The organism is Streptomyces sp. TSRI0107, from assembly GCF_001905845.1.
Taxonomy (GTDB): domain Bacteria; phylum Actinomycetota; class Actinomycetes; order Streptomycetales; family Streptomycetaceae; genus Streptomyces.
This window is the reverse complement of the sequence record NZ_LIVZ01000002.1, coordinates 642,129-666,292: the sequence shown is the minus strand read 5'-3', so window position 1 is coordinate 666,292 and position 24,164 is coordinate 642,129. Positions and strand designations below refer to the sequence as shown.

Sequence of the window (24,164 nt, the reverse complement as noted above, 5' to 3'; positions counted from 1 at the left end):
CACCGACCATCCACCGAACACAGCCGACTGAGGAGTTGCTGACATGAGCAAGGTCACCGAAGAGATCACCGGCATCCTGGCGAGCCGTTACGGCGTCCCCACCCCCCGGATCGCCGCCGGCGGCAGCCTGAACGACCTGGGCATCGACTCGCTCGTCACCGTCGAGCTCACCCTGACCCTGCAGAAGACGCTGGGCGTGCCGCTCGCGCCGGGCGAGATCACCTCCGCCCACACGCTCACCGAGATCGTCGAGCTGATCGAGTCCAAGGGGGCGGCGGTCAAGTGAGCGCCCCGACCTCCCGTCAGGAGATCGCCGTCACCGGCCTGGGACTGGTGTCCCCGGCCGGGCTCGGGGTCGGGCAGAACTGGGAGCGGGTGCTCTCCGGAGAGTCCACCGCGGCCACGGACCCCCAGCTCGAGGGACTCCCGGTGGACATCTCCTGCCGGGCCGGCGCCTACGACCCCGAGGCGCACTTCGAACCGAGCAAGCTGTGGAAGCTCGACCGGGTCACCCAGCTCGCCCTGGTCGCGGCACGCGAAGCGGTGAGCGACGCCGGACTCGACCCCGGGACCTGGGACGGCGCCCGCGTCGGCGTCGTCCTGGGCACCTCCATGGGCGGCATGGCCAGCCTGGAGGCCGAGCACCGCAAGATGCTGGAGGAGGGCGCGGCCTGGATCTCACCGCTCGTGTGGGTGATGGCCCCGGTCAACATGATCGCGGCGTACGTCGCGATCGAACTCGGCGCCAAGGGCCCGAACATGGTCACGGCGACCGCGTGCGCCTCCGGCCCGACCGCCGTCGGCACCGCCCGCCAGCTGCTCGCCTCCGGGGCCTGCGACATCGTCATCGCCGGCGGCGCGGACGCCCCGATCACCACGATGACCATGGCGGGCCTCGCCCAGATGGGCGCGCTGTCCCGGCGGACCGGCGAACCGGCCGCGGCCTCCCGCCCGTTCGACGCCGCGCGCGACGGCATGGTGGTGGCCGAGGCCGCCGGTGTGCTGGTGCTGGAGCGGCTGGAGGACGCCACCGCACGCCGGGCCCGGGTACGGGCCAAGGTCCTCGGCTACGGCGCCTCCGCCGACGCCCACCACCCGTCGGCGCCGCACCCGGAGGGCGAGGGAGTCGAGCGTGCGCTGCGCGCCGCCCTCGCCGACGCCGGGCTCGGCGGCGGTGACATCGACCATGTCAACGCGCACGGCTCGTCGACCCCGCTCAACGACGTGACGGAGGCGCGCGTGCTGCGCCGGGTGCTGGGCGAGCGGCCGCTGGTCACCTCCACCAAGGGCGTGACCGGACACGCGCTCGGCGCGGCCGGCGCCATCGAGGCGGCGTACACCGTGCTCGCGCTGGAGCACGGCGTGGTGCCGCCGACCGCCAACCTGGACAGCCAGGACCAGCAGATCGAGGTGGACGTCGTGGCGAAGGAGCCGCGGCAGGCGCCCCTGGAGGTCGCCGCCAGCAACTCGTTCGGATTCGGCGGGCAGAACGGCGTGCTGATCATGGGCCGTGGCTGACCGTGCGGCACCGAGCAGGAACACGGAGAGGGAAGCAGTGAGTCGTTCGGTTCTGGTGACAGGTGGGAACAGAGGGATCGGCCTGGCCGTGGCGCGCGCCTTCGCCGACGCGGGGGACAAGGTGGCCGTCACCTATCGCTCCGAGCCCCCGGAGGGCGACCTGTTCGCGGTGCGCTGCGACGTGACGGACGCCGGTTCCGTCGAGGAGGCCTTCACGGCGGTCGAGGCCCAGCAGGGCGCCGTCGAGGTGCTGGTCGCCAACGCGGGCATCACCCGCGACGGGTTGTCCCTCACGCTGACGGACGACGACTTCCTGTCGGTGCTGGAGACCAACCTGGCGGGCTCCTTCCGGGTGGCCCGGCGGGCCGCCCTCGGCATGCTCGGACAGGGCCGCGGGACGATGGTGTTCATCTCCTCCGCGGTCGGCATGACGGGCGCGCCCGGACAGGCCAACTACACCGCGTCCAAGACCGGCCTGATCGGTCTGGCGCGCTCGCTGGCCCGGGAACTGGGGCCGCGCGGCATCACCGCCAACGTGATCGCCCCCGGTGTCATCGAGACGGACATGGCCGCCACGATCACCGAGGAGCGCCGGGCCGAGCTGATGGCGTCCACCCCGCTGGGCCGGCCCGGCACGGTCGAGGAGGTCGCCGCCGCCGTGCGGTTCCTGGCGGACGAGTCGGCGCGGTACATCACGGGCGCGGTCCTGCCGGTGAGCGGCGGACTGGGAATGGGGCACTGATGGCGCTGCACGAGGAGATGCGCGCGTTCCTCGACTCGGCACCCGAGGGCGAGGTCGACTTCCACGACTTCACGGTGGCCGAGGTGCGTACGGCCGTCGACGGCTGGATGGAGGTCGCGGGCGAGGGCCCGGAGATCGCGGAGGTCAAGGACGTCAGCGTGCCCGGCCCCGCCGGCGCCCCGGCGATCCGGGCCCGGCTGTACCACCCGCGCCCCGAGACCGCGCTGCCGCTGCTGGTCTTCATGGTGGGCGGCGGGTTCGTGGCGAACTCCCTGGAGGTGGAGGACACTCCGGTACGCCGGATCGCCGGCACCGCGGACGTCGCGGTGCTCGCGGTCGAGTGCCGGTCGGCGCCCGAGCACCCGTACCCGCTGCCCAACGACGACGCCGCCACCGCCCTGACCTGGGCGCTGGAGCATGCGGCCGAACTGGGGGCCGACCCCGCGCGGGTCGGCGTGGGCGGGCACAGCTCGGGCGGCGCGCTGGCCGTCGGCGCCGCCCTGCGCGTCGCGCGCACGCACCCCGGCCGGCTGCGGGCCCTCGCTGTCGTCACCCCGTCCCTGGGCGCCGACTTCGACACACCGTCGTACCGGCGGTACGCGCAGGGGTACGCCCTCACGCGGACCAACGCCCGCTGGTTCTGGTCGCAGTACCTGGGGGACCGGCTGGCCGATCCGCCCGTGGAGGCGACCCCGGCGCGTGCCCGCCAGGTCGAGGGCCTGCCGCCCGCCGTCTTCCAGCTGGCGGAGTTCGACGTGCTGCACGACGAGGCGACGGCCCTCGCGGACCGCATGCGGGACGCCGGCGTGCCGGTGACCCTGTCCCGCGGTGAGGGACTCATGCACGGCTTCTTCTACATGGACCGGGTCAGCGAGGCCGCCGCGGCGGCCAACCGCGCCTTCGGCCTGGCGACGGGCCGGCTGCTGCACGGCCCGGACGGCACACGGCCGCGGGCCTGACCCGTCCGGTGGGCCGGGAGGCTCAGTCCGCCACCCGCAGGACCAGCTTTCCCACGCTGGTTCCGCTCTCCAGCAGGCGGTGGGCCTCCCGGGCGCACTCCAGCGGCATGATCTCGCCGACGTCGACGGCGAGCCGCCGCGACGCCATCAGTTCGGCGGCGCGCAGGGCCTGGTCGCGCAGGACGCGCGGGGCCTGCACCGCGATCTCGCCCATGTTGTAGCCGATGACGGCCTTGGACGAGAGCCAGAGCGCGTGCGTGGAGACCGGGGCGTCGGCGTGGTTGCCCGGGTTGCCGTAGACGACCACCCGGCCCAGGGCGCGCAGGGCGCCGATGCTCGCCGTGGTGGTGGGGCCCGAGACCGAGTCGAGGACCAGGTCGACGCCGTGCTCCGGGGCGCTGGGCTCGGCCCAGCCGCGCACGTCGTCCCGCAGGTACAGCTCGTCGTAGAGGGCGGCCTCGGCTCTGGCCAGCTTGGCCGGCGAACCGACGGTCCCCAGCACCCGGCGAGCGCCGAGCAGCCGCGCGATGCCGGCCGTCGTACTGCCCACGCTGCCCAGCGCGGCGTGGATCAGCACGTCCTCGCCCGCGGTGAGACGACCGGCCGCCAGCAGGCCGTAGGCGGTGGTGACGGTGCAGGGGAGCGCGGCCGCCGTCAGCAGGTCCACCTCGCCGCGCTCGGTGCGCAACGGGTACACCAGCTCCTGCGGCGCGACCGCGTACTGGGCGTAACCGCCGCTGGCGCCCGTCTGCTCATGGGTGAGGGCGGCCACCGGGTCGCCGACGGCCAGACCGTCGACGCCCTCGCCGCACGCGGCCACGTGTCCCGACACCTCGAGCCCCGGCACCACGGCCGCGTCGCCGGCCGGGGCCGCCCAGCCGCGCCGACGGTAGATCTCGGCGAAATTCACGCCCGCGTAGGCGACTTCGACCAGGACCTGGCCGGGCCCCGGCACCGGCACGGGTACGTCCACGACCTGCAGAACCTCGGGTCCACCGGGCGTCCTGAAGCCGACCGCGCGCATAGTGCTCCCCTTCAGTCGAAGATCCCCCGAGTGTTCGATGCAATTGAAACACAGGGCCCTGGCCGCGCCTTGTACAGACCTTTAGAACGCTCCGAAAGAGTGAACGCAGGCGTCACAGCGCGAGGAAGGATTGGGCATGGACCGGGTTCCGATGCGACTCGTCTGCTTCCATCACGCAGGGGGCGACGCTTCCCTGTTCTCCGGGTGGCAGCACCGGCTCGCCGACGATGTGGAGGTCGTGCCGGTCACTCTTCCCGGACGCGGCGGGGACCAACGGGTCGAAGACCTGAACGAACTCGTCGACCGGCTCGAAGAGAGCCTCACGCCCCTGCTGAACGGCCCGCACCTGGTGTACGGGCACAGTTTCGGCGGCCTCGTCGGCTACGAACTGGTGCGGCGCCGCGCGGCCCGCGGCCTGCGCGCCCCCGAGGCCCTGTTCGTCGGGGCGTTCCCGGCGCCGGACGTGGCCCACACCCTCGACTCCCTGGAGCTGGACGAGGACAGCCTCATCGAGTTCATGCTGGAGATCAGCGGAATGCCCCGCGAGGTGCTGGCCTACCCCGACTGGGTCGACTCCGTCACCGCGTCGCTGCGCGAGGACCTGCTCCTGTGGCGGACGCACCGCGACGAGCCGGGCTCGCGGATCCCCTGCCCCATCCACGTGTTCTCGGGCACCGAGGACTGGCTGGTGCCCCGCGACCACATGGCCGGCTGGGCGGACCGCACGACGGCCACCTACCGGCTGCACCAGGTGGACGGCGGACACTTCTTCGTCCGCGAGAACCGCGCCGAGTTCCTGGAACTGCTGCGCACGGTGCTCACGCCGTACACCGCGGCCCCGGCCGCCGTGCCGTCCCCGGCGCGCGTCCACAGCCTGGCCAGCCCGTTCCGCGGCTTCGGCACCCGGCGGGCCGTCCCGATGCCGTTCGACGCCGCCGCCTTCACCCTGGGCCCCGGCACACCGGTGTCCGGCCGCGACAGCGTCCTCGCCACCACGGCCTGGCAGCTGCTCGAACGGGTCATGATCCCGCCGGCCTCCACCCGCGGCCGGCAGGTCGGCGTCTTCGTCGAGCGCTCCCTCACCCCCGAGGCGGGCGACGGCGACGACGGCCGGCCCGGCGGCGCGGGCCGCTCGGCCGCCCGCCTGTCCGCCACCTACGGCTGGCAGGGACCCGTCGGCGCGCCGGACGCGGGCACCTCCCCCGGACGTGCCGCGCTCGCCGCCGCACACCGTGCCCTGCGGCGCGGCGAGTGCGACCTGGCGATGGCGGCGGCCGCCCCGGACACCTGGGCCGAGGAACCCCTGCGGATCCTGCGGCGGCAGGAAGCCGGCCACGCGGACCGGCCCGCCCCCTCGGCGTCCGGCGAACCCGCCACGGCCCCCCGCGCCCTGCCCTGGGTGCTGTCCGCGCACGACGCTCCCACCCTGCTGCGGCAGGCCGACCGGCTCAGGACGTACGTCACCGAACACCCGGACCTGGACCTGGGCGCCGCCGCGTACGCCCTCGCGGCGGGCCGCACCCCGCTGGCCCACCGGGCCGCGCTGGTCGCCGCGGACCGCTCGGAGGTGCTGGCCGGACTCGAGGCGATCGCCGACGACGGCTTCGCGGTCAACGTGGTGCCGCCGGCCCGGGCCGCCGACGAGCCGACGGCCTTCCTGTTCACCGGGCAGGGCAGCCAGCGGCCCGGCATGGGACGCGAACTGCACGCCGAGTACCCGGTGTTCGCCGCCGCGCTGGAGGAGATCGCCGAGCGCTTCGACCGCCATCTCGACCAGCCGCTGCTGGACGTGATGTTCGCTGAGCAGGGAACCGAGCAGTCCGACCTGCTCAACCTCACCCTGTACGCGCAGCCCGCGCTGTTCGCCCTCGAAGTGGCGCTGTTCCGGCTCGTCACCGACTGGGGACTGACACCGAGTCAGCTGATCGGCCACTCGCTCGGCGAACTCGTCGCCGCCCACGTCGCCGGCGTGTTCTCCCTCGACGACGCCTGCGACCTGGTCGCGGCACGGGCCCGGCTGATGCAGTCGGCGCCCGCCGGCGGGGCCATGATCGCCGTCGCCGCGGACGAGGCGACCGTCACCAGGGCCCTCGAACGGCACGGCGACGGACGCGTCGACATCGCCGCCGTCAACACCGCCACGGCCACGGTGATCTCCGGGGACGAGGAACCGGCCGGCGCGGTCGCCGCGGCACTGGCCGAGGAGGGCTTCAAGACGACCCGGCTGCGGGTCAGCCACGCCTTCCACTCACTCCACATGGAGGGCATCCTCGAGGAGTTCCGCACCGTCGCGAGCAAGGTCGACTACCACGCCCCGCGGATCCCGGTCGTCTCCAACCTGACCGGCATGCGCGCCGGGGACGACGAACTCGGCGACCCCGACTACTGGGTCGAGCACATCCGCCGCCCCGTCCGGTTCGCCCAGGGCATCGGCTGGCTCGCCGGCAAGGGCGTGACGTCCTTCCTCGAACTCGGGCCGTCGCCCGTGCTCAGCGCGTTCGCGAGGATGGCCGCGCCCGAGGGCGGCTTCGCCTACGCCCTGCGCCCCGGACTGCCCGAGGGGGCCACCCTGAGCACCGCCGTCGCCACGCTGTTCACGCGGGGCGCCCAGCCGGACTGGGAGGCGGTCTTCGGCCCGGCGGCCGAACCCGGCGCCGCCCGCCGTGCCGCCGCGGACCTGCCCGCCTACCCGTTCCCGGCAGCGGATCACTGACTCCCGTGCCGCCTGGAATCCCCCACCGGGCGGCACGGGTGACGCCCGCGTGCCCGAACCGGCGACGGGGAGCACCCGCGGGTCCGCGTACGGCGACGGACTCGACGAGGAGACCGGTCAGGGCCCGCACGGCACCCACCGGCACAAGCGGGCGGGCCCGCGGCTCCCGTGACCGGCGCTGCCGCGCCACCGGGCGGCCCCGCCATCGCACCGAGACAGCGCGCGACCCGTCGCGCACCCATCGCGCACCACCCGGGAGCACCGCTCCGGCACCGCCGCGCGCGGGCGCCGCTCCCGACCGTACCGGGGAGGAACACACCACCATGGGCCGCCGACACGGTCACGACAGCAGCGGCGTCTCGTCGCACGGGCCCGCGGAGCCCCCCGCGCACACCGCGCCGGCCGCCCCGCCCGACCCGCGGGACGCGCCGATCGCGGTCGTCGGCGTGGCCTGCCGGCTGCCCGGGGCCGCCGGCCCGCACGAGTACTGGCGGCTCCTGCGCGACGGCGTCGACGCCGTCGTCCCCCTGCCGCCCGAGCGCCGCGCCGCGAACCCGGCCGGCGACGAGGCGGACGGCGCCGACCGGCTCGCCGGGCTCGCGCACGGCGGATTCCTCGACTGGTCCACCGTCACCGGATTCGACGCCGCGTTCTTCGGGATCGGCCCCCGCGAGGCGCAGGCGATGGACCCTCAGCAGCGGCTGATGCTGGAACTGGGCTGGGAAGCCCTCCAGGACGCCCGCATCGTCCCCGAACGCGTCGCGGGCAGCCGCACCGGAGTGTTCGTCGGCGCCATCTGGGACGACTACGCGACCCTGCTGCGGCGCGAGGGACCCGACGCCGTCGGCCGGCACTGGCTGACGGGTCTCCAGCGCGGCATCATCGCCAACCGCGTCTCGTACGGACTCGGGCTGCGCGGACCCAGCCTGACCGTCGACACCGCCCAGTCGTCCTCCCTCGTCGCCGTGCACCTGGCCTGCGAGAGCCTGCGGCGCGGCGAGAGCGACCTGGCCCTGGCCGGCGGAGTCAACCTCGCCCTCGCCGCCGAGAGCGCGGCCACCGCGGCCCGGATGGGCGGGCTCTCCCCGGACGGCCGAGTCCGCACCTTCGACGCCCGCGCCAACGGCTACGTACGCGGCGAGGGCGGCGCGCTCGTCGTCCTCAAACCCCTCGAACGGGCCCTCGCCGACGGCGACCCCGTGCTGTGCGTGATCCGCGGCAGCGCGACCAACAACGACGGCGGCGGCGACAGCCTCACCACACCGGACCCCCGCGCCCAGGAAGAGGTCATCCGGCAGGCCCACCGGCGCGCGGGAACCACCCCGGACGACATCCAGTACGTCGAACTCCACGGCACCGGCACCCCCGTCGGCGACCCGGTCGAGGCCGCCGCCCTGGGAGCCGCCCTCGGCACGCGCCGCACCCCCGGAACCGCCCCGCTGCGCGTCGGGTCGGTGAAGACCAACATCGGCCACCTGGAAGGCGCCGCGGGCATCGCCGGGCTCATCAAGGTGGCGCTCAGCATCGGACACCGGCAGCTCCCGCCGACGCTCCACCACGAGACACCCAACCCGCGCATCCCGCTGGACGAGCTGAACCTCGGCGTCCAGACCCGTCTGACCCCCTGGCCCGACGAGCGGCGCGAACTCGTCGCGGGTGTCAGCTCCTTCGGGGTGGGCGGCACCAACTGCCACGTGGTGCTCGCGCAAGCCCCGACCGCCGGGCGGCCCGCACCGGACGCCGCGCCGCGGGGGGAGACCGGCGCGCGCGCCGCCGCCCCCGTGCCCTGGGTGCTGTCCGCCCGCGGCACCGACGCGCTGCGCGCGCAGGCCGGGCGACTCGCCGGCTTCGTGGCGGACCGGCCCGAGCTGGAACCGGCCGACGTCGGCCACTCCCTGGTGACCACCCGGTCGGTGTTCGAGCAGCGCGCGGTGGTCGTGGGCGGCGACCGCGACGAACTCCTCGCCGGACTCGCCGCGGTCGCCGACGGCCGGCCGGCGAAGAACGCCGTGGTGACCACGGGACCCGTCGCACGCGGGCGTACCGTCCTCGTCTTCCCCGGCCAGGGCTCCCAGTGGGTGGCGATGGGACGGCGGCTGCTGGCGGACAGCGAGGTCTTCGCCGCGCGGATCGCGCAGTGCGAGAGCGCCCTGTCCGCGTTCGTCGACTGGTCCCTGACCGCGGTGCTGCGCGCGGACGCCGACGCGCCGTCGCTGGACCGGGTCGACGTCGTCCAGCCCGCCCTCTGGGCGGTCATGGTGTCGCTCGCCGAGGTGTGGAAGGCCCACGGGGTGACGCCCGACGCGGTGGTCGGCCACTCCCAGGGCGAGATCGCCGCCGCGCAGGTCGCCGGGGTGCTGAGCCTGCGCGACGCGGCGAAGATCGTCGCCCTGCGCTCCCGGGCGATCGCCCGGCTGGCCGGGACCGGCGGCATGGTCTCCGTACCGCTGCCGGTCTCCGAGGTCGCCGAGCGCGTCGCACCGTGGAGCGAACGGGTCGCCGTCGCCGCCGTCAACGGACCGTCCTCCACCGTGCTGGCCGGCGAGACCGCCGTACTCGACCAGCTCCTTGCCGCCTACGAGGCGGAGGGCGTACGGGCCCGCCGCATCCCCGTCGACTACGCCTCCCACTCCCCGGGCGTCGAGGCCGTGCGGGACGAACTCCTCACCGCCCTCGCCGACATCACACCGCGGCCCACCACGGACGTCGCCTTCTACTCGACCGTGACGGCGAGCGCCGTGGCCGACACCACGGAACTGGGCGCCGAGTACTGGTACCGCAACCTGCGGCGGACCGTGCGGTTCGAGGAGACCGTCCGCCTGCTCCTCGCCGACGGACACCGGCTGTTCGTCGAGTCCAGCCCGCACCCCGTGCTCACCGTCGGCATCCAGGAGACCTTCGACCTCGCCGCCACACCGGACGACCCGGCGGCCGTCGTCGGCACCCTCCGGCGCGACCAGGGCGACCGGGCCCGGCTGCTGACCTCCCTCGCCCAGGCCCACGTGGCCGGGGCCGCCGTCGACTGGGGCACCGTCTTCGGCGACGCCCGTACGGTCGACCTGCCGACGTACGCCTTCCAGCGCCGGCCGTACTGGCTGCCCACCGGCCGGGCCGCCGCGTCGGCCGGCGCATCGACCGGCGCGTCGGCCGGCGCGGGACCGCGCCCGGAGACCGGCCCGCGCACCGGCGCACCGGACACGGCCGGCCGCTCGCCGCGAGCGCGGCTGACCGCGGCGCCGGAGGCCGACCGGGACGCCCTGCTGCTCCGGCTGGTCCAGGACGAGGCCGCCGCCGTCCTCGGCCACGACTCCGCCGACGCGGTCGACACCCGGCTCGACTTCAAGACCCTCGGCTTCGACTCCCTGGGCGCCGTCGAACTCCGCAACCGCCTCAACGCCGCCACCGGCCTGCGGCTGCCGGCGACGACCGTCTTCGCCCACCCCACACCACGGGCCCTGGCCACCCGCCTCGGTGCCGAACTCTTCGGCACCGGCGACGACAAGCCCACCCCCGTGCCCGCACCCGGCGCCCCCGCGCCGGACGACGATCCGGTGGTCATCGTGGGCATGGCCTGCCGCTACCCGGGCGGCGTGGACAGCCCCGACAGCCTGTGGCGGCTGGTCGCCGACGGCCGTGACGCCATCACCGCGTTCCCCGGCAACCGCGGCTGGGACCTTGACGCCCTCTACGACCCCGACCCCGGCCACCCGGGCACCACATACACCCGCCACGGCGGCTTCCTGCACGACGCCGACCGCTTCGACGCCGAGTTCTTCGGCATGTCCCCGCGCGAGGCGCTGGCGACGGACCCGCAGCAGCGGCTGCTCCTGGAGACGGCCTGGGAGGCGTTCGAGCGGAGCGGCATCGACCCGGCCGCCCTGCGCGGCAGCGACACCGGCGTCTTCACCGGACTGATGGCGTCCGACTACGGGCCGCGCCTCCACGAGGCGGCGGACGGCACGGACGGACACCTGCTCACCGGCAGCGCGACCAGCGTGGCGTCCGGGCGGCTGGCCTACGTCCTCGGCCTCGAAGGGCCCGCGGTGTCGGTCGACACGGCGTGCTCCTCGTCCCTGGTGGCACTGCATCTGGCCGCGCAGTCGCTGCGGCAGGGCGAGTGCTCGCTCGCCCTGGCGGGCGGTGTGACGGTGATGTCGACGCCGGGGACGTTCGTGGAGTTCTCGCGTCAGCGGGGGCTGTCGCCGGACGGGCGTTGCAAGGCGTTCGCGGCCGCCGCCGATGGCACGGGCTGGGGTGAGGGTGTCGGTGTCGTGCTGCTGGAGAGGCTGTCGGACGCGCGGCGCAACGGGCACCGGGTGCTGGCGGTGGTGCGGGGTTCGGCCGTCAACCAGGACGGCGCGAGCAACGGCCTGACGGCGCCGAGTGGTCCCTCGCAGGAGCGGGTGATCCGGCAGGCGCTGGCGCAGGCCGGGCTGGCGCCGGGGGACGTGGACGCCGTGGAGGCGCACGGGACGGGTACGCGGCTCGGCGATCCGATCGAGGCGCAGGCGATCTTGGCGACCTACGGGCAGGAGCGGCCTGGTGAACGGCCCCTTCTGCTGGGGTCGTTGAAGTCGAACATCGGGCATGCGCAGGCGGCTGCCGGTGCGGCTGGTGTGATCAAGATGGTGATGGCGATGCGGCACGGGGTGTTGCCGCGGACGTTGCATGTGGATGAGCCGTCGCCGGAGGTGGACTGGTCGGCGGGTGCGGTGTCGCTGCTGACCGAGTCCGTGCCGTGGGAGAAGGCGGGCGGGGTGCCGCGGCGGGCGGGGGTGTCGTCGTTCGGGATCAGCGGGACCAACGCCCACGTCGTCCTCGAAGAACCCGAACCCGAACCCGAGGTTGGGGCGACCCCGACCGGCATGGACCTCGTGCCCCTCGCACTGTCCGCGAAGACCCCCGAGGCGCTGCGCGAACTCGCCCTGCGGCTGAGCCGGTACCTGGCCGCCGAACCCGGACCGAGCCCGGTGGACGCGGCGTACACGCTGGCCACCACGCGGACGGCGTTCGAGCACCGCGCGGTGGTCCTGGGAACCGGGCGCGACGACCTGCTCGCGGGCCTGCGGTCCGTCGCCGCCGGCGCCGAGGGCGTCGTGGCGGCCCCGCCTGCCGCCGACGGCCCGGCCGCCGGCCTGGTGGCGTCCGCCGCGGCGGACTTCGCCGACGGGGTCGGCGTGGACTGGGACGTGCTGTTCGCCGGTACGGGAGCACGCCACGCCGAGCTGCCCACCTACCCGTTCCGGGCGGAGCGTTACTGGCTCGAACCTTCCGGCCGCCGGCCCGCCGACGCACCGGCCGAGGCGTCCGACGAGGCACAGCGCAGGCTCTGGACGGCCGTCGAAGAGGGCGACGCGGAGGCGTTCGCCGAGGAACTGGGAGTCGGCGTCGGCGACACGCCGGACGAGCCGCCCGTAGCGGCGCTGACCGCCCTGCTGCCCGCGCTGTCCCGCTGGCACGACCGACGGCGTGCCGACGCCGGTCTGGACGGCCTGCGCTACCGGATCGGCTGGCGGCGCCTCGGCCCCGCCCCGGCCACCGTCCTGCACGGCACCTGGCTCGTGCTCCGCCCGGCCGGACCCCGCTCCGACGCGTGGGCGCGGACGGCCGCTGACGCGCTGAGCGCCCACGGCGCGGACGTACGAGAGATCCGGATCGACCCGGCGGCCGACCGCGCGGGCATCGCCGGACTGCTCCGCCCCCACCTCACCGAGGCACCCCCGGCCGGAATCCTGTCCCTGCTGGCACTCGACGACGGCCACGCCGCCGGGCACCCCGCCGTACCGGCCGGACTGGCGGCCTCGCTCGCCCTGGTCCAGGCGCTCGGCGACCTGGACTCGCCCGCCCCCCTCTGGTGCGTCACCGCGTCAGCCGTGTCCACCGGCCCCGGCGACCGCCTGCGCGACACCGACCAGGCACAGCTGTGGGGCCTGGGACGGATCGTCGCCCTGGAACATCCCGAGCGGTGGGGCGGCCTGATCGACCTGACCGAGCACCCGGACGACACGGCCGCCGCCCACCTCGCCGCCGTCCTCGGCGGTGCCGCCCCCGGCGAGGACCAGCTCGCCGTACGGCCGCACGGCGTGCTCGTGCGACGCCTCGAACGCGCACCCGCGACGGCCCGCGCGCGACGCCCCTGGCGGACCCGGGGCACCGCCCTGGTCACCGGCGGCACCGGCGCGCTCGGCGCCAGGGTGGCACGGTGGCTCGCGGCCGCCGGGGCGGAACACCTGCTGCTCGTCAGCCGGCGGGGCGACCGGGCACCCGGAGCCGACGCCCTGCGCGCCGAACTCGACGCGCTCGGCGCGCGGGTCACGTTCGCCGCGTGCGACGCCGCCGACCTCGACGCCCTGCGCGCCGTGATCGCCGACGTGCCCGAGGACCTGCCGCTCACCACCGTGGTGCACGCCGCCGGGCAGCTCGACGACGCCCTGCTCGACGCCCTCACCCCGGCCCAGCTGGACCGGGCGCTGCGCGCCAAGACGACCGGCGCCCGCAACCTCGACCTGCTGACCAGGGACAACCCGGACCTGACCGCCTTCGTCCTGTTCTCCTCCGTGGCCGCCACCTGGGGTCTGCCCGGGCAGGGCGGCTACGCCCCCGGCAACGCCTGCCTCGACGCGCTGGCCGAGCACCGGCGCGCCGAGGGGCTGCCCGCCACCTCCATCGCCTGGGGTGCCTGGGCGGGCGCGGGCATGGCGGCGGGCGCTGCCGTCGCGGGGGAGTTCGCCCGCATCGGCCTGGAGGGCGTCGACCCCGACGACGGACTCGCCGCGCTCGGCCGGGCGCTCGCCGGTGACGACGTCTGCGTCACCGTGGCCCGCGTCGACTGGGACACCTTCGTCCCCGCCACTACGGTGGCCCGCCCGCGCCCGCTGTTCGAGGCGTTCGCCGCGGACCGGCAGGCGTCCGCCACCCCGGCCCGACCCGGCGGCGACCTCGCGCAGCGGCTGGCCGGTCTCGGCCCGCGGGAACGCGAGCAGCGGGTGGGCGACATCGTCCGGGAAGCGGTCGCGGCCGTGCTCGGATTCGCGTCCCCGGAACGGGTCCGCGACGGCCGGGTGTTCTCCGAGCTCGGTCTCACCTCCCTGACGGCGGTCGAACTGCGCAACCGGCTGGGTGCCGCCACCGGCCTGCGGCTGCCGACCACCCTGGTCTTCGACCACCCCACCCCCAAGGACGTGACACGGCTCGTCCTCACCCTGCTCACCGGCGAGGACGGCGGGGACGGCGAGGGCGGCTCCGACGGGCGCACCGCACGGCCGCGCACCCCGAGCCCGGCCGCCGCCGACGAGCCCATCGCGATCGTCGGGATGGCCTGCCGCTACCCGGGCGGGGTCACCTCACCCGAGGCACTGTGGGACCTGGTCGCGTCCGGAGCCGACGCGATCGGCGGCATGCCGCTCGACCGGGGCTGGGACGTGGACCGGCTGTTCCACCCCGAGCCGGGCCGCCCCGGTACGACCTACACCCGAAGCGGCGGCTTCCTGTACGACGCGGCCGACTTCGACGCCGAGTTCTTCGGGATCAGCCCGCGCGAGGCGCTGGCCATGGACCCGCAGCAGCGGCTGCTCCTGGAGGCCGGCTGGGAGGCCGTCGAACGCGCGGGCATCGACCCGGCCGCCCTGCGCGGCACCGACACGGGTGTCTACGTCGGCACGTCCAACGGCGAGTACGGCCCCCGCCTCGCGGAGCCCGCCGACGGAGCAGACGGTTACGTCCTGACCGGCAGCGCGGCCAGCGTGGCGTCCGGGCGGCTGGCCTACGTCCTCGGCCTCGAAGGGCCCGCGGTGTCGGTCGACACGGCGTGCTCGACATCGCTGGTGGCACTGCACCTCGCCGCGCAGTCGCTGCGCCAGGGCGAGTGCTCCCTCGCCCTCGCGGGCGGGGCGACCGTGATGTCCAGCCCCGGCGTCTTCCTGGAGTTCTCGCGTCAGCGGGGGCTGTCGCCGGACGGGCGTTGCAAGGCGTTCGCCGCCGCCGCCGATGGCACGGGCTGGGCCGAGGGTGTCGGTGTCGTGCTGCTGGAGAGGCTGTCGGACGCGCGGCGCAACGGGCACCGGGTGCTGGCGGTGGTGCGGGGTTCGGCCGTCAACCAGGACGGCGCGAGCAACGGCCTGACGGCACCCAACGGCCCTTCGCAGGAACGGGTCATCCGGCAGGCGCTGGCGCACGCGGGACTGACGCCGGCCGACGTGGACGCCGTAGAGGCGCACGGCACCGGAACCCGGCTGGGCGACCCGATCGAGGCGCAGGCGCTCCTCGCCACCTACGGGCAGGAGCGTCCCGGTGAACGCCCCCTCCTCCTCGGCTCGTTGAAGTCGAACATCGGGCATGCGCAGGCGGCTGCCGGTGTGGCTGGTGTGATCAAGATGGTGATGGCGATGCGGCACGGGGTGTTGCCGCGGACGTTGCATGTGGATGAGCCGTCGCCGGAGGTGGACTGGTCGGCGGGTGCGGTGTCGCTGCTGACCGAGTCCGTGCCGTGGGAGAAGGCGGGCGGGGTGCCGCGGCGGGCGGGGGTGTCGTCGTTCGGGATCAGCGGGACCAACGCCCACGTCATCCTCGAAGAACCCGAACCGGAACCCGCACCCGAGGGTGAGGCGGCTCAGCCGGGCGGCCTGGTCCCCTGGGTGCTGTCCGGTCGTACCCGCGACGCGCTGCGGGCCCAGGCCGAGCGGCTGCTCGCCGACCTGACGGGGGACATTCCCGAACCGTTCGCCGTGGCGCGGGCGTTGGCCACCACGCGGTCGGCGTTCGAGCACCGCGCGGTGGTCCTGGGAACCGGGCGCGACGACCTGCTCGCGGGCCTGCGGTCCGTCGCCGCCGGCGCCGAGGGCGTCGTGGCGGCCGCGCCCGCCGCGTCCGGGCCCGCGCCCGCCGCCGCCGAGGACTTCGTCCGAGGCGTCGCCGTGGACTGGGCGGCACTGCTCGGACCCGCCGAGGGGCCGCACCTGCCCCTGCCCACCTATCCGTTCCAGCGCAGGCGTTACTGGCTGGACCGGCCCGGACCGGTCACCGGCGGGTCCGCGCACGGCCTGGGCCAGCAGCCGCTGGACCACCCGCTGCTGTCCTCGGTCGTCCACCTCGCGGGCACCGACGAGTACCTCTTCACCGGCCGCCTCACCGACCGGGCGCAGCCGTGGCTGCCGGACCACCGGGTCGCGGGCGTGGTCCTGCTGCCGGGCACGGCCTTCGTCGAGCTGGCGCTGCACGCCGGCGCCCACGTCGGCTGCGGCGCCCTCGGTGAACTCGGTCTGACCGCGCCGCTGGCCGCACCGGCCGCCGTCGGTGTCGCCCTCCAGGTGTCGGTCGGCGCGGCCGACGAGGCGGGCCGCAGGTCCGTGCGCATCCACTCCCGGTACGAGGACGGCGCCGCCGGATCCGAGTGGACCACGCACGCCACCGGTGTGCTCACGACCGCCCCCGAAGAGGCCGCGGACGCACCGGCGCCCACCGAGTGGCCGCCACGCGGCGCCCGCCCCGTCGAGGTGACCGGCCTCTACGAGCGGCTGGCCCGCCGGGGCTACGGCTACGGCCCCGCCTTCCAGGGCCTGACCCGGGCCTGGCAGGCCGGTGACGACCTGTACGCCGAGGTCGCCCTGGCCGACGCCGAGGCGGCCGAGGCGGAGCGCTACGGAGTGCACCCCGCCCTGCTCGACGCGGCCCTGCACACGGTCGGGCTCACGGCGGACGAGGACTCGGACGCCGTCCTGCCGTTCGTCTGGCAGACCGTGTCCGTCACCCGCCCCGGCGCGGCCGCCCTGCGGGTACGGCTGACCACCGCGGGCGCGGGCGAGGCCGCGCTGACCGTGTTCGACGAGGACGGCGAGCAGGTCGCGGCCGTCGGCTCGGTCGTCCTGCGCCCCGTGCCGAAGGACCTGACGGCCGCTCTGCCGGCCGCCGGTGAGACCGGGCTCCACCGCCTGGACTGGCCCACGACCACCGTCCGGCCCGACCCGGCCGCCACGACCGACCCGGCCGTCACGCCGGACACGGCCGCCGTCGTCGCGGCGGACGACGACTCCCGCCTCACGGGCCTGCCGGCAGGCGTACGCCGTCACGCCGGCCTGGGCGCACTTCGCCGCGCCCTCGACGCCGGAGAGCCGGTGCCGCGGCTGGTCCTCGCCACCACCGGCGCGGATCCGGACAGCGGCCCGGCCGAGGCGCCGCCCGTCGCCGCCGCCGCGGCGGCCACGCGTGTCCTCGCGCTCGTCCAGGAGTGGCTGGCGGACGACAGGCTGGCGGGCGCCCGCCTCGTGCTGGTCACCCGGGCCGCCGTCGCGGTGGCCGCCGGTGACCCCGCCGACCCGGCCCAGGCCGCCGTCTGGGGCCTGCTGCGCTCCGCGCAGACCGAGCACCCGGACCGCTTCGTCCTCGTGGACGTGGACGGCACCGACTCCTCGGCGCGTGCCCTGCTCGCCGCGGCGGCGGGCGACGAACCCCAGGTGGCGCTCCGCGACGGCACGGCGCACGTGCCCCGCCTGGTGCGGACCGCGCCCGCGTCCCGGCCCGCCCCGGCCCTCGACCCGGACGGCACCGTCCTCGTCACCGGCGGCACCGGCCTGCTCGGCCGGCTCGTCGCCCGGCACCTGGTCGCCGAGCACGGCGTACGCCACCTCCTCCTGGTCAGCCGCGCCGGCGACCGCGCCGAGGGCGCCGGGGAACTGCGTGCGGGACTCGCCGGTGACGGCGCCCAGGTCACCTTCGCCGCGTGCGACGTCACCGACGGCGACGCCCTGGCGCGGCTGCTCGCCGCCGTGCCGGCCGAACACCCCCTGACAGCGGTGGTGCACGCGGCCGGCGTGCTGGACGACGGCGCGATCACCTCCCTGACGCCCGAGCGGCTGCACCGCGTACTGCGTCCCAAGGCGGAGGCCGCCTGGCGGCTGCACGAACTCACCCGCGAACTGGACCTGTCGGCGTTCGTCCTCTTCTCCTCGGCCGCCGGAGTGCTCGGCTCGGCCGGACAGGCCGGCTACGCCGCGGCCAACGCCTTCCTGGACGCGCTCTCCGCCCACCGCCGCGCCGAGGGCCGCGCCGCCACCTCGCTGGCGTGGGGGCTGTGGGAGGAGCGCGGCGGGCTGACCGCCGCGCTCGACGAGACGGACCTGCGCCGCCTCGCCCGCACCGGCGTCCGCCCGCTGACCAGCGCGGACGGCCTCGCCCTGTTCGACGCGGCCCTCGCCGCCGACGAACCCGCCCTCGTGCCCCTGCGGCTCGACGTCACCGCCGTCGAGGCGGCGCTCGCGACCGGTGCCGGCGGCGGACCCGGCACCGCACCGGCCGTCCCGGCCCCCCTGCGCGACCTGGTGCGCGTCACCCCGTCGGGCCGCCCCGACCGGCCGGCCGCCACGCGGCGCACGACCGCCCCCGCCGGTGCCCTCGCCGAGCGCGTCCGCACGCTGGGCGAGACCGAGCGGACGCGCGTCCTGACCGCCCTCGTACGCGAGGAGGCGGCCGCCGTGCTGGGCCTCGACGCGATGGACGACACCCAGGACACCCGCGCCTTCTCCGAACTCGGCATGGACTCCCTGACCGGGCTCGAACTGCGCAACAGGCTGGGCGCGCTGACCGGCCTCACCCTGCCCGCCGGGCTGGTCTTCGACCGGCCCACCCCACGCGAACTCGCCGAACACCTGGCGGCCGAACTGCTCGGCTCGACCACCCCGCGGACCGGGCCGGCGCGGGCGGCACGGGACCGGGCCGCCGCCGACGAACCGATCGCGATCGTCGCCATGGCCTGCCGCTACCCCGGCGACCCGGACACGGGCGACCTCACCACGCCCGACGCCCTGTGGTCGCTGGTGGCGCGGGGCGCCGAGGCCGTCGGGGACATGCCGCTCGACCGGGGCTGGAACCCCGACGAGCTGTACGACCCGGAGCCGGGCCGGCCGGGCCGCAGCTACACCCGCCGCGGCGCGTTCCTGCGCGGCGCCGCCGAGTTCGACGCCGAGTTCTTCGGGATCAGCCCGCGCGAGGCACTGGCCATGGACCCGCAGCAGCGGCTCCTCCTGGAGACCGGCTGGGAGGCCGTGGAACGCGCGGGCATCGACCCGTCGGCGCTGCGCGGCAGCCGGACCGGGGTCTTCGCCGGAGTGATGTACCACGACTACGGCTCCTGGGCCCGGCGCGTGCCCGAGGAGGTCGAGGGCTACCTCGGCTCCGGCACCGCGGGCAGCGTGGCGTCCGGGCGGCTGGCCTACGTCCTCGGCCTGGAAGGGCCCGCCGTGTCCGTGGACACCGCCTGCTCCTCCTCGCTGGTGGCGCTGCACCTGGCCGTGCAGTCGCTGCGGTCCGGCGAGAGCGATCTGGCGCTGGCCGGCGGCGTCACCGTGATGGCGACCCCCACCCCCTTCGTCGAGTTCTCCCGCCAGCGCGGCCTCGCCGCCGACGGACGCTGCAAGCCGTTCGCCGCGGCCGCCGACGGCACCGGGTGGGGCGAGGGCGCCGGCGTCCTGCTCCTCGAACGGCTCTCGGACGCCCGCGCCCACGGCCACCCCGTCCTGGCCGTCGTGCGCGGCACCGCCGTGAACCAGGACGGCGCGAGCAACGGCCTCACCGCGCCCAACGGCCCCTCCCAGGAACGGGTCGTCCGCCAGGCCCTCGCCGCCGCCGGGCTGGCCCCCGCCGACGTGGACGCCGTCGAGGCGCACGGCACGGGCACCTCGCTGGGCGACCCCATCGAGGCGGAAGCCCTGCTCGCCGTCTACGGCGAGGACCGTCCGGCGGGGCAGCCGCTGCGCCTCGGCTCGGTCAAGTCCAACATCGGGCACACCCAGGCCGCCGCGGGCGTCGCCGGAGTCATCAAGATGGTGATGGCGATGCGGCACGGCGCGCTGCCGAAGACCCTGCACGTCGACCGGCCCACCCCGCACGTCGACTGGTCGTCGGGCGCGGTGGAACTGCTCGGCGAGAGCGTGCCCTGGCCCGCGACGGGCCGACCGCGCCGCGCCGGTGTCTCCTCGTTCGGGATCAGCGGCACCAACGCCCACGTCATCCTCGAACAGGCCCCGGTCGAACCGGCCGCCGCCGCACCCGTGCGGACCCCGAGCCCGGCCGGGCGCGAGGCGGTGCCGTGGCTGCTGTCCGCCCGCACCGCACCGGCCCTGCGGGCCCAGGCCGCGCGGCTGCGGCGACGCCTCACCGAACGCCCCGACCTGCGTCCGCTCGACGTCGGCTACTCCCTGGCCACCGGCCGCGCCGCCCTGGAACACCGCGCGTCCCTGGTCTCCGCCACCCGCGAGGACCTGCTGGAGCGGCTGGACGACCTGGTCTCGGGAGAGACGGCTCCCGGACCGGCGGCGGGCCGGACGGCCGGGGGCGGGACGGCCTTCCTGTTCGCCGGACAGGGCAGCCAGCGGCTCGGCATGGGACGCGGGCTCAGGACCCGGCACCCCGTCTTCGCCGAGGCGTTCGACGCGGTCCGCGCGGAACTCGACCGCCACCTTCCCCGCCCGCTGCACGAAGTCGTCGACGCCGAGGAGGACTCGGAGGAGGCCGCGCTCCTCGACACCACCGAGTACACCCAGCCCGCCCTCTTCGCCGTCGAAGTGGCGCTCTTCCGGCTGCTCGAACACCTCGGCGTGCGCCCCGACGCGCTGATCGGTCACTCCGTCGGCGAACTGGCCGCCGCCCACGTCGCCGGAGTGCTGAGCCTGCCCGACGCGGCGGCCCTGGTGACGGCCCGCGGCCGGCTCATGCAGTCCCTGCCTCGCGGCGGGGCGATGGTCGCGGTCGACGCGCCGGAGGCGGACGTCCTGCCCCTGCTGACCGAAGGCGCGGCCGTCGCCGCCGTCAACGGTCCCGCCTCCGTCGTCCTGTCGGGCCGCACCGACGCGGTCCTCGCCGTAGCGGAGCGGCTCGGCGAACGCGGCCACCGGGTCACCCGGCTGCGCGTCAGCCACGCCTTCCACTCGCCCGCGATGGACCCGGTCCTCGCCGAGCTGCGCACCGTCGCCGAGAGCCTCACCTTCCACGAGCCGGCCATCCCCATCGTCTCCACGCTGACCGGACGCCCCGTGACCGCCGAGGAGCTGAGCTCGCCGTCGTACTGGACCGAACAGGCACGCCGGCCCGTCCGGTTCCACGACGCCGTGCGGCGCGTGGCCGAGGGCGGCGTACGGACCCTGCTCGACATCGGGCCCGACGGCTCCCTCGCCGGCCTCGCCGCCGGACAGGGCGGGCCGGCCGTGGCCGCCGTCGCCGCGCTGCGCCGCGACCGCCCCGAACCGGACGCGCTCGCCGACGCGCTGGGCCGGCTCCACGTCCGCGGCGTGGGGATCGACTGGGAGACGTACTTCGCCGGCACCGGCGCGCGGCGCGTGGACCTGCCGACGTACGCCTTCCAGCCGCAGCGGTACTGGCTGCCCGCGACGGACGAGCCGGCCACGCCCGCCGGGCCCGGCCTCGCGGGCACCGGACTCCGCCCGCCCGAGCACCCGCTGCTCGGCGCCTGGGTGGAACTCCCCGACACCGACGAGCTGCTGCTCACCGGCGCGCTGTCCCGCGACACGCACCCGTGGCTCGCCGGTCACCGGGTACGCGGCGAGGTGCTGCTGCCCGGCGCCGCCCTGGTGGAGCTCGCGCTCCACGCGGGCGCCCGCCTGGGCTGCGACCACCTTGCCGAACTCACCCTGCGCAGCCCCCTGGTCCTGCCCGAGCACGACGACGTCCAGCTCCGCCTGCGGGTCACCGGACCGGAACCCGACGGCCGCCGCCGGCTGTCGCTCCACGGCCGGCCCGGCGGGGCGGCACCGGGGGAGACGTGGACCCTGCACGCCACCGGCACACTGACGACAGCGCCCGCTGCCGCCCCGTCCCCCACCGGCACCTGGCCGCCGCCCGACGCCGTCCCCGTCCCGGTCGACGCGCTGTACGAGCGGCTTGCCGCGACCGGCGTGGACTACGGACCGCTGTTCCGGGGCCTGCGCGCCGCGTGGACCCACGGCGACGACCTGCTCGCCGAGGTGGCGCTGCCCGAGGAGGCCCGTGCCGACGCCGGACGGTACCGGCTGCACCCCGCGCTGCTGGACGCGGCCCTGCACGCCGCGGCCCTGCGCCCGCCGCGCGACGGGGGCGACGCACCGCGCCTGCCGTTCGCCTGGACCGACGTCACGCCGTACGCGGACGGCGCGGACCGGCTCCGGGTCCGCCTGGCCGTACGCGGCGAGAGCCTGTCGCTGCACCTCGCGGACGACACCGGCGCACCCGTCGCCACCGTCGGATCACTGCTGCTGCGCCCCGCCGCACCGGCGGCCCCCCGGTCGCTGTACGAGCTGCGGTGGCGGTCGCTGCCCGTCGCCCCGGCCGCCCCGGACACCGCGCCCTCCGCCGTGGTGGGCGCGCACCCGGACGACGACGGCCTCGACGCCGTGCCGTACGCCGACGTCGACGCGCTGCGCGCCGCCCTCGACCGCGGTCTGCCCGCCCCGAGGATCGCGTTCGCCCCGGTGCCGGCCGGGCGTGCGCGGGACGACGTGCCGGCCCGGACCCGCGCCGCGCTCCGGCACACCGCCGGACTGCTGCGGTCGTGGACGGCCGAACCACGCCTGGCCGCCACCCCCCTCGTCCTGCTGACCCGCGACGCCGTGGCGAGCACGCCCGGCGACCCGGCGCCCGACCCCGTCGCGGGCGCGGTGTGGGGGCTGGTCCGCTCCGCGCAGCTCGAACACCCCGGCCGCGTGGTCCTGGTGGACACGGACCGGGAGCCGTCCTCCACCGCCGTACTGCCCGCCGCCGCCCTGTCCGGCGAGCCGCAGCTCGTCCTGCGGACCGGCACCGTCACCGTGCCCCGGCTCACCCCCGCGGCCCCGCCCGTCCCCTCCGCCGGACCGGCGTTCGACCCCGACGGCACCGTACTGATCACCGGCGGCACCGGCGGACTGGGCGCCCGGATCGCCCGCCACCTGGCCGCCGAGCACGGCGTACGGCACCTGCTGCTCGCCGGGCGGCGGGGCGGCGAGGCGCCGGGGGCCGCCCGGCTCACCGCCGAACTCGCCGAGCTGGGCGCCCGGGTACGGATCGCCGCCTGCGACGTGTCCGACCGCACGGCACTCGCCGCGCTCCTCGGCTCCGTCCCCGCCGAGCGGCCCCTGACCGCCGTGGTGCACTGCGCCGGGCTCCTTGACGACGGCGTCCTGGAGACGCTCACCCCGGGACACTTCGACCGGGTGCTCGGGCCGAAAGCCGACGCGGCCTGGCATCTGCACGAACTGACCCGGGACCGGGACCTGACCGCGTTCGTGCTCTTCTCGTCCGTCGCCGGCACCCTGGGAGCCGCGGGCCAGGGCAACTACGCCGCCGCCAACGCCTTCCTGGACACCCTCGCCGCGCACCGCCGCGCCCAGGGCCTGCCGGCCGTCTCCCCGGCCTGGGGCTGGTGGGGGGAGACCGGCGGCATGGCCGGGGAGCTCGCCGCCGCCGACCGGGCCAGGCTCGCCCGGGCCGGGGTCACCGCCCTGGAACCGGCCGAGGCGCTGGCCCTGTTCGATGCCGCGCTCCGCCAGGACACCGCGGTGCCGGTCCCCGTTGGCCTCGACCTCGCCGTGCTGCGCGAACGAGCCGGTCAGGGCTCGCTCGCCCCCGTCCTGCGCGAACTGGCCGACGCGGCGGCGCCGTCCGCGACCGGTGCCGCGCCGCGCCGCGAAACCGTCTCCGTACCGGGCACCCCCGCGTGGACGCGGCGGCTGCGGGCCGCCACGGACGAGCAGCGGCCGCGCCTGCTGACCGACCTGGTGCGCGGGGAGGTGGCCAAGGTCCTCGGCAGGCCGTCCCCGGCCGGTGTGGACGCCCACGACCGGCTGCTCGACCTGGGCTTCGACTCCCTGACCGCGGTCGAACTCCGCAACCGCCTCGGCGACCTGTGCGGCCTGGACCTGCCCACCACCCTGGTCTTCGACCACCCGACCCCGGCCCGCCTGGCCGACCACCTCCTGACCCGGCTGGCGCCCGCACCGGCCGACGGCGACCTCGTCGCCGAACTGGACCGCCTGGAACACGCCCTCACCGGGGCGCCTCACGACCCGGGCCTGCGCGCACGGGTGGAACTGCGGCTGAAGTCCCTCCTGTCCGCGTGGCAGCAGCAACCGGACCCCGAGGCGGACGACCCCGCGAAGACCGCGACCGTGACCGCGACCGCCACCTCCACCGCCGACGAGCTCATGGCCTACATCGACAAGAACCTCCGAAGGCCCTGACCGGCCACGC

8 protein-coding genes are annotated in these 24,164 nt (G+C 76.2%); 7 read left to right on the top strand and 1 reads right to left on the bottom strand.

From position 1 onward, the window contains the following. Positions 1-43: 43 nt before the first annotated feature. From AMK31_RS06730 to AMK31_RS06715, 4 genes are read left to right on the top strand one after another with little or no spacing between them, the layout of a single operon-like run. Positions 44-286 carry an acyl carrier protein gene (locus AMK31_RS06730; RefSeq protein WP_073939443.1) on the top strand — a complete coding sequence of 81 codons (243 nt, stop codon included), beginning with the start codon at positions 44-46 and terminating at the stop codon, positions 284-286. Beyond that, on the top strand, positions 283-1,518 hold the full coding sequence (locus AMK31_RS06725) for a beta-ketoacyl-[acyl-carrier-protein] synthase family protein (RefSeq protein ID WP_241842549.1): 1,236 nt from the start codon (positions 283-285) through the stop codon (positions 1,516-1,518). The genes AMK31_RS06730 and AMK31_RS06725 overlap by 4 nt, the downstream gene beginning before the upstream one ends. Before the next feature lie 37 nt (positions 1,519-1,555). Next, positions 1,556-2,260 carry a 3-oxoacyl-ACP reductase FabG gene (gene fabG / locus AMK31_RS06720; protein ID WP_073939442.1) on the top strand — a complete coding sequence of 235 codons (705 nt, stop codon included), beginning with the start codon at positions 1,556-1,558 and terminating at the stop codon, positions 2,258-2,260. Next, complete coding sequence (locus AMK31_RS06715) at positions 2,260-3,219, top strand: alpha/beta hydrolase (RefSeq protein WP_073939441.1); 960 nt, start codon at positions 2,260-2,262, stop codon at positions 3,217-3,219. Before fabG ends, AMK31_RS06715 begins: the two co-directional genes overlap by 1 nt. A 22-nt stretch (positions 3,220-3,241) precedes the next feature. Here AMK31_RS06715 and AMK31_RS06710 read toward each other — a convergent pair whose 3' ends face one another. After that, complete coding sequence (locus tag AMK31_RS06710) at positions 3,242-4,192, bottom strand: quinone oxidoreductase family protein (RefSeq protein ID WP_198948433.1); 951 nt, start codon at positions 4,190-4,192, stop codon at positions 3,242-3,244. 187 nt (positions 4,193-4,379) lie between these two features. Between AMK31_RS06710 and AMK31_RS06705 the strand changes: the two genes are divergently transcribed. The 3 genes from AMK31_RS06705 (at position 4,380) to AMK31_RS39655 (ending at position 24,154) form a co-directional block, all read left to right on the top strand. Further along, positions 4,380-6,956 carry an acyltransferase domain-containing protein gene (locus tag AMK31_RS06705; RefSeq protein ID WP_073939439.1) on the top strand — a complete coding sequence of 859 codons (2,577 nt, stop codon included), beginning with the start codon at positions 4,380-4,382 and terminating at the stop codon, positions 6,954-6,956. Between the two features lie 49 nt (positions 6,957-7,005). Beyond that, positions 7,006-7,128 carry a hypothetical protein gene (locus AMK31_RS42055; protein WP_274535955.1) on the top strand — a complete coding sequence of 41 codons (123 nt, stop codon included), beginning with the start codon at positions 7,006-7,008 and terminating at the stop codon, positions 7,126-7,128. Positions 7,129-7,279: 151 nt separating this feature from the next. Beyond that, on the top strand, positions 7,280-24,154 hold the full coding sequence (locus AMK31_RS39655) for a type I polyketide synthase (protein ID WP_073939438.1): 16,875 nt from the start codon (positions 7,280-7,282) through the stop codon (positions 24,152-24,154). The last annotated feature ends 10 nt before the right edge of the window (positions 24,155-24,164 follow it).

Bases quoted from the DNA above. Each gene is read 5' to 3' on its own strand.
- AMK31_RS06730 (WP_073939443.1), top strand. From the start codon at position 44: ATGAGCAAGGTCACCGAAGAGATCACCGGCATCCTGGCGAGCCGTTAC.
- AMK31_RS06715 (WP_073939441.1), top strand. From the start codon at position 2,260: ATGGCGCTGCACGAGGAGATGCGCGCGTTCCTCGACTCGGCACCCGAG.
- AMK31_RS06705 (WP_073939439.1), top strand. From the start codon at position 4,380: ATGGACCGGGTTCCGATGCGACTCGTCTGCTTCCATCACGCAGGGGGC.
- AMK31_RS39655 (WP_073939438.1), top strand. From the start codon at position 7,280: ATGGGCCGCCGACACGGTCACGACAGCAGCGGCGTCTCGTCGCACGGG.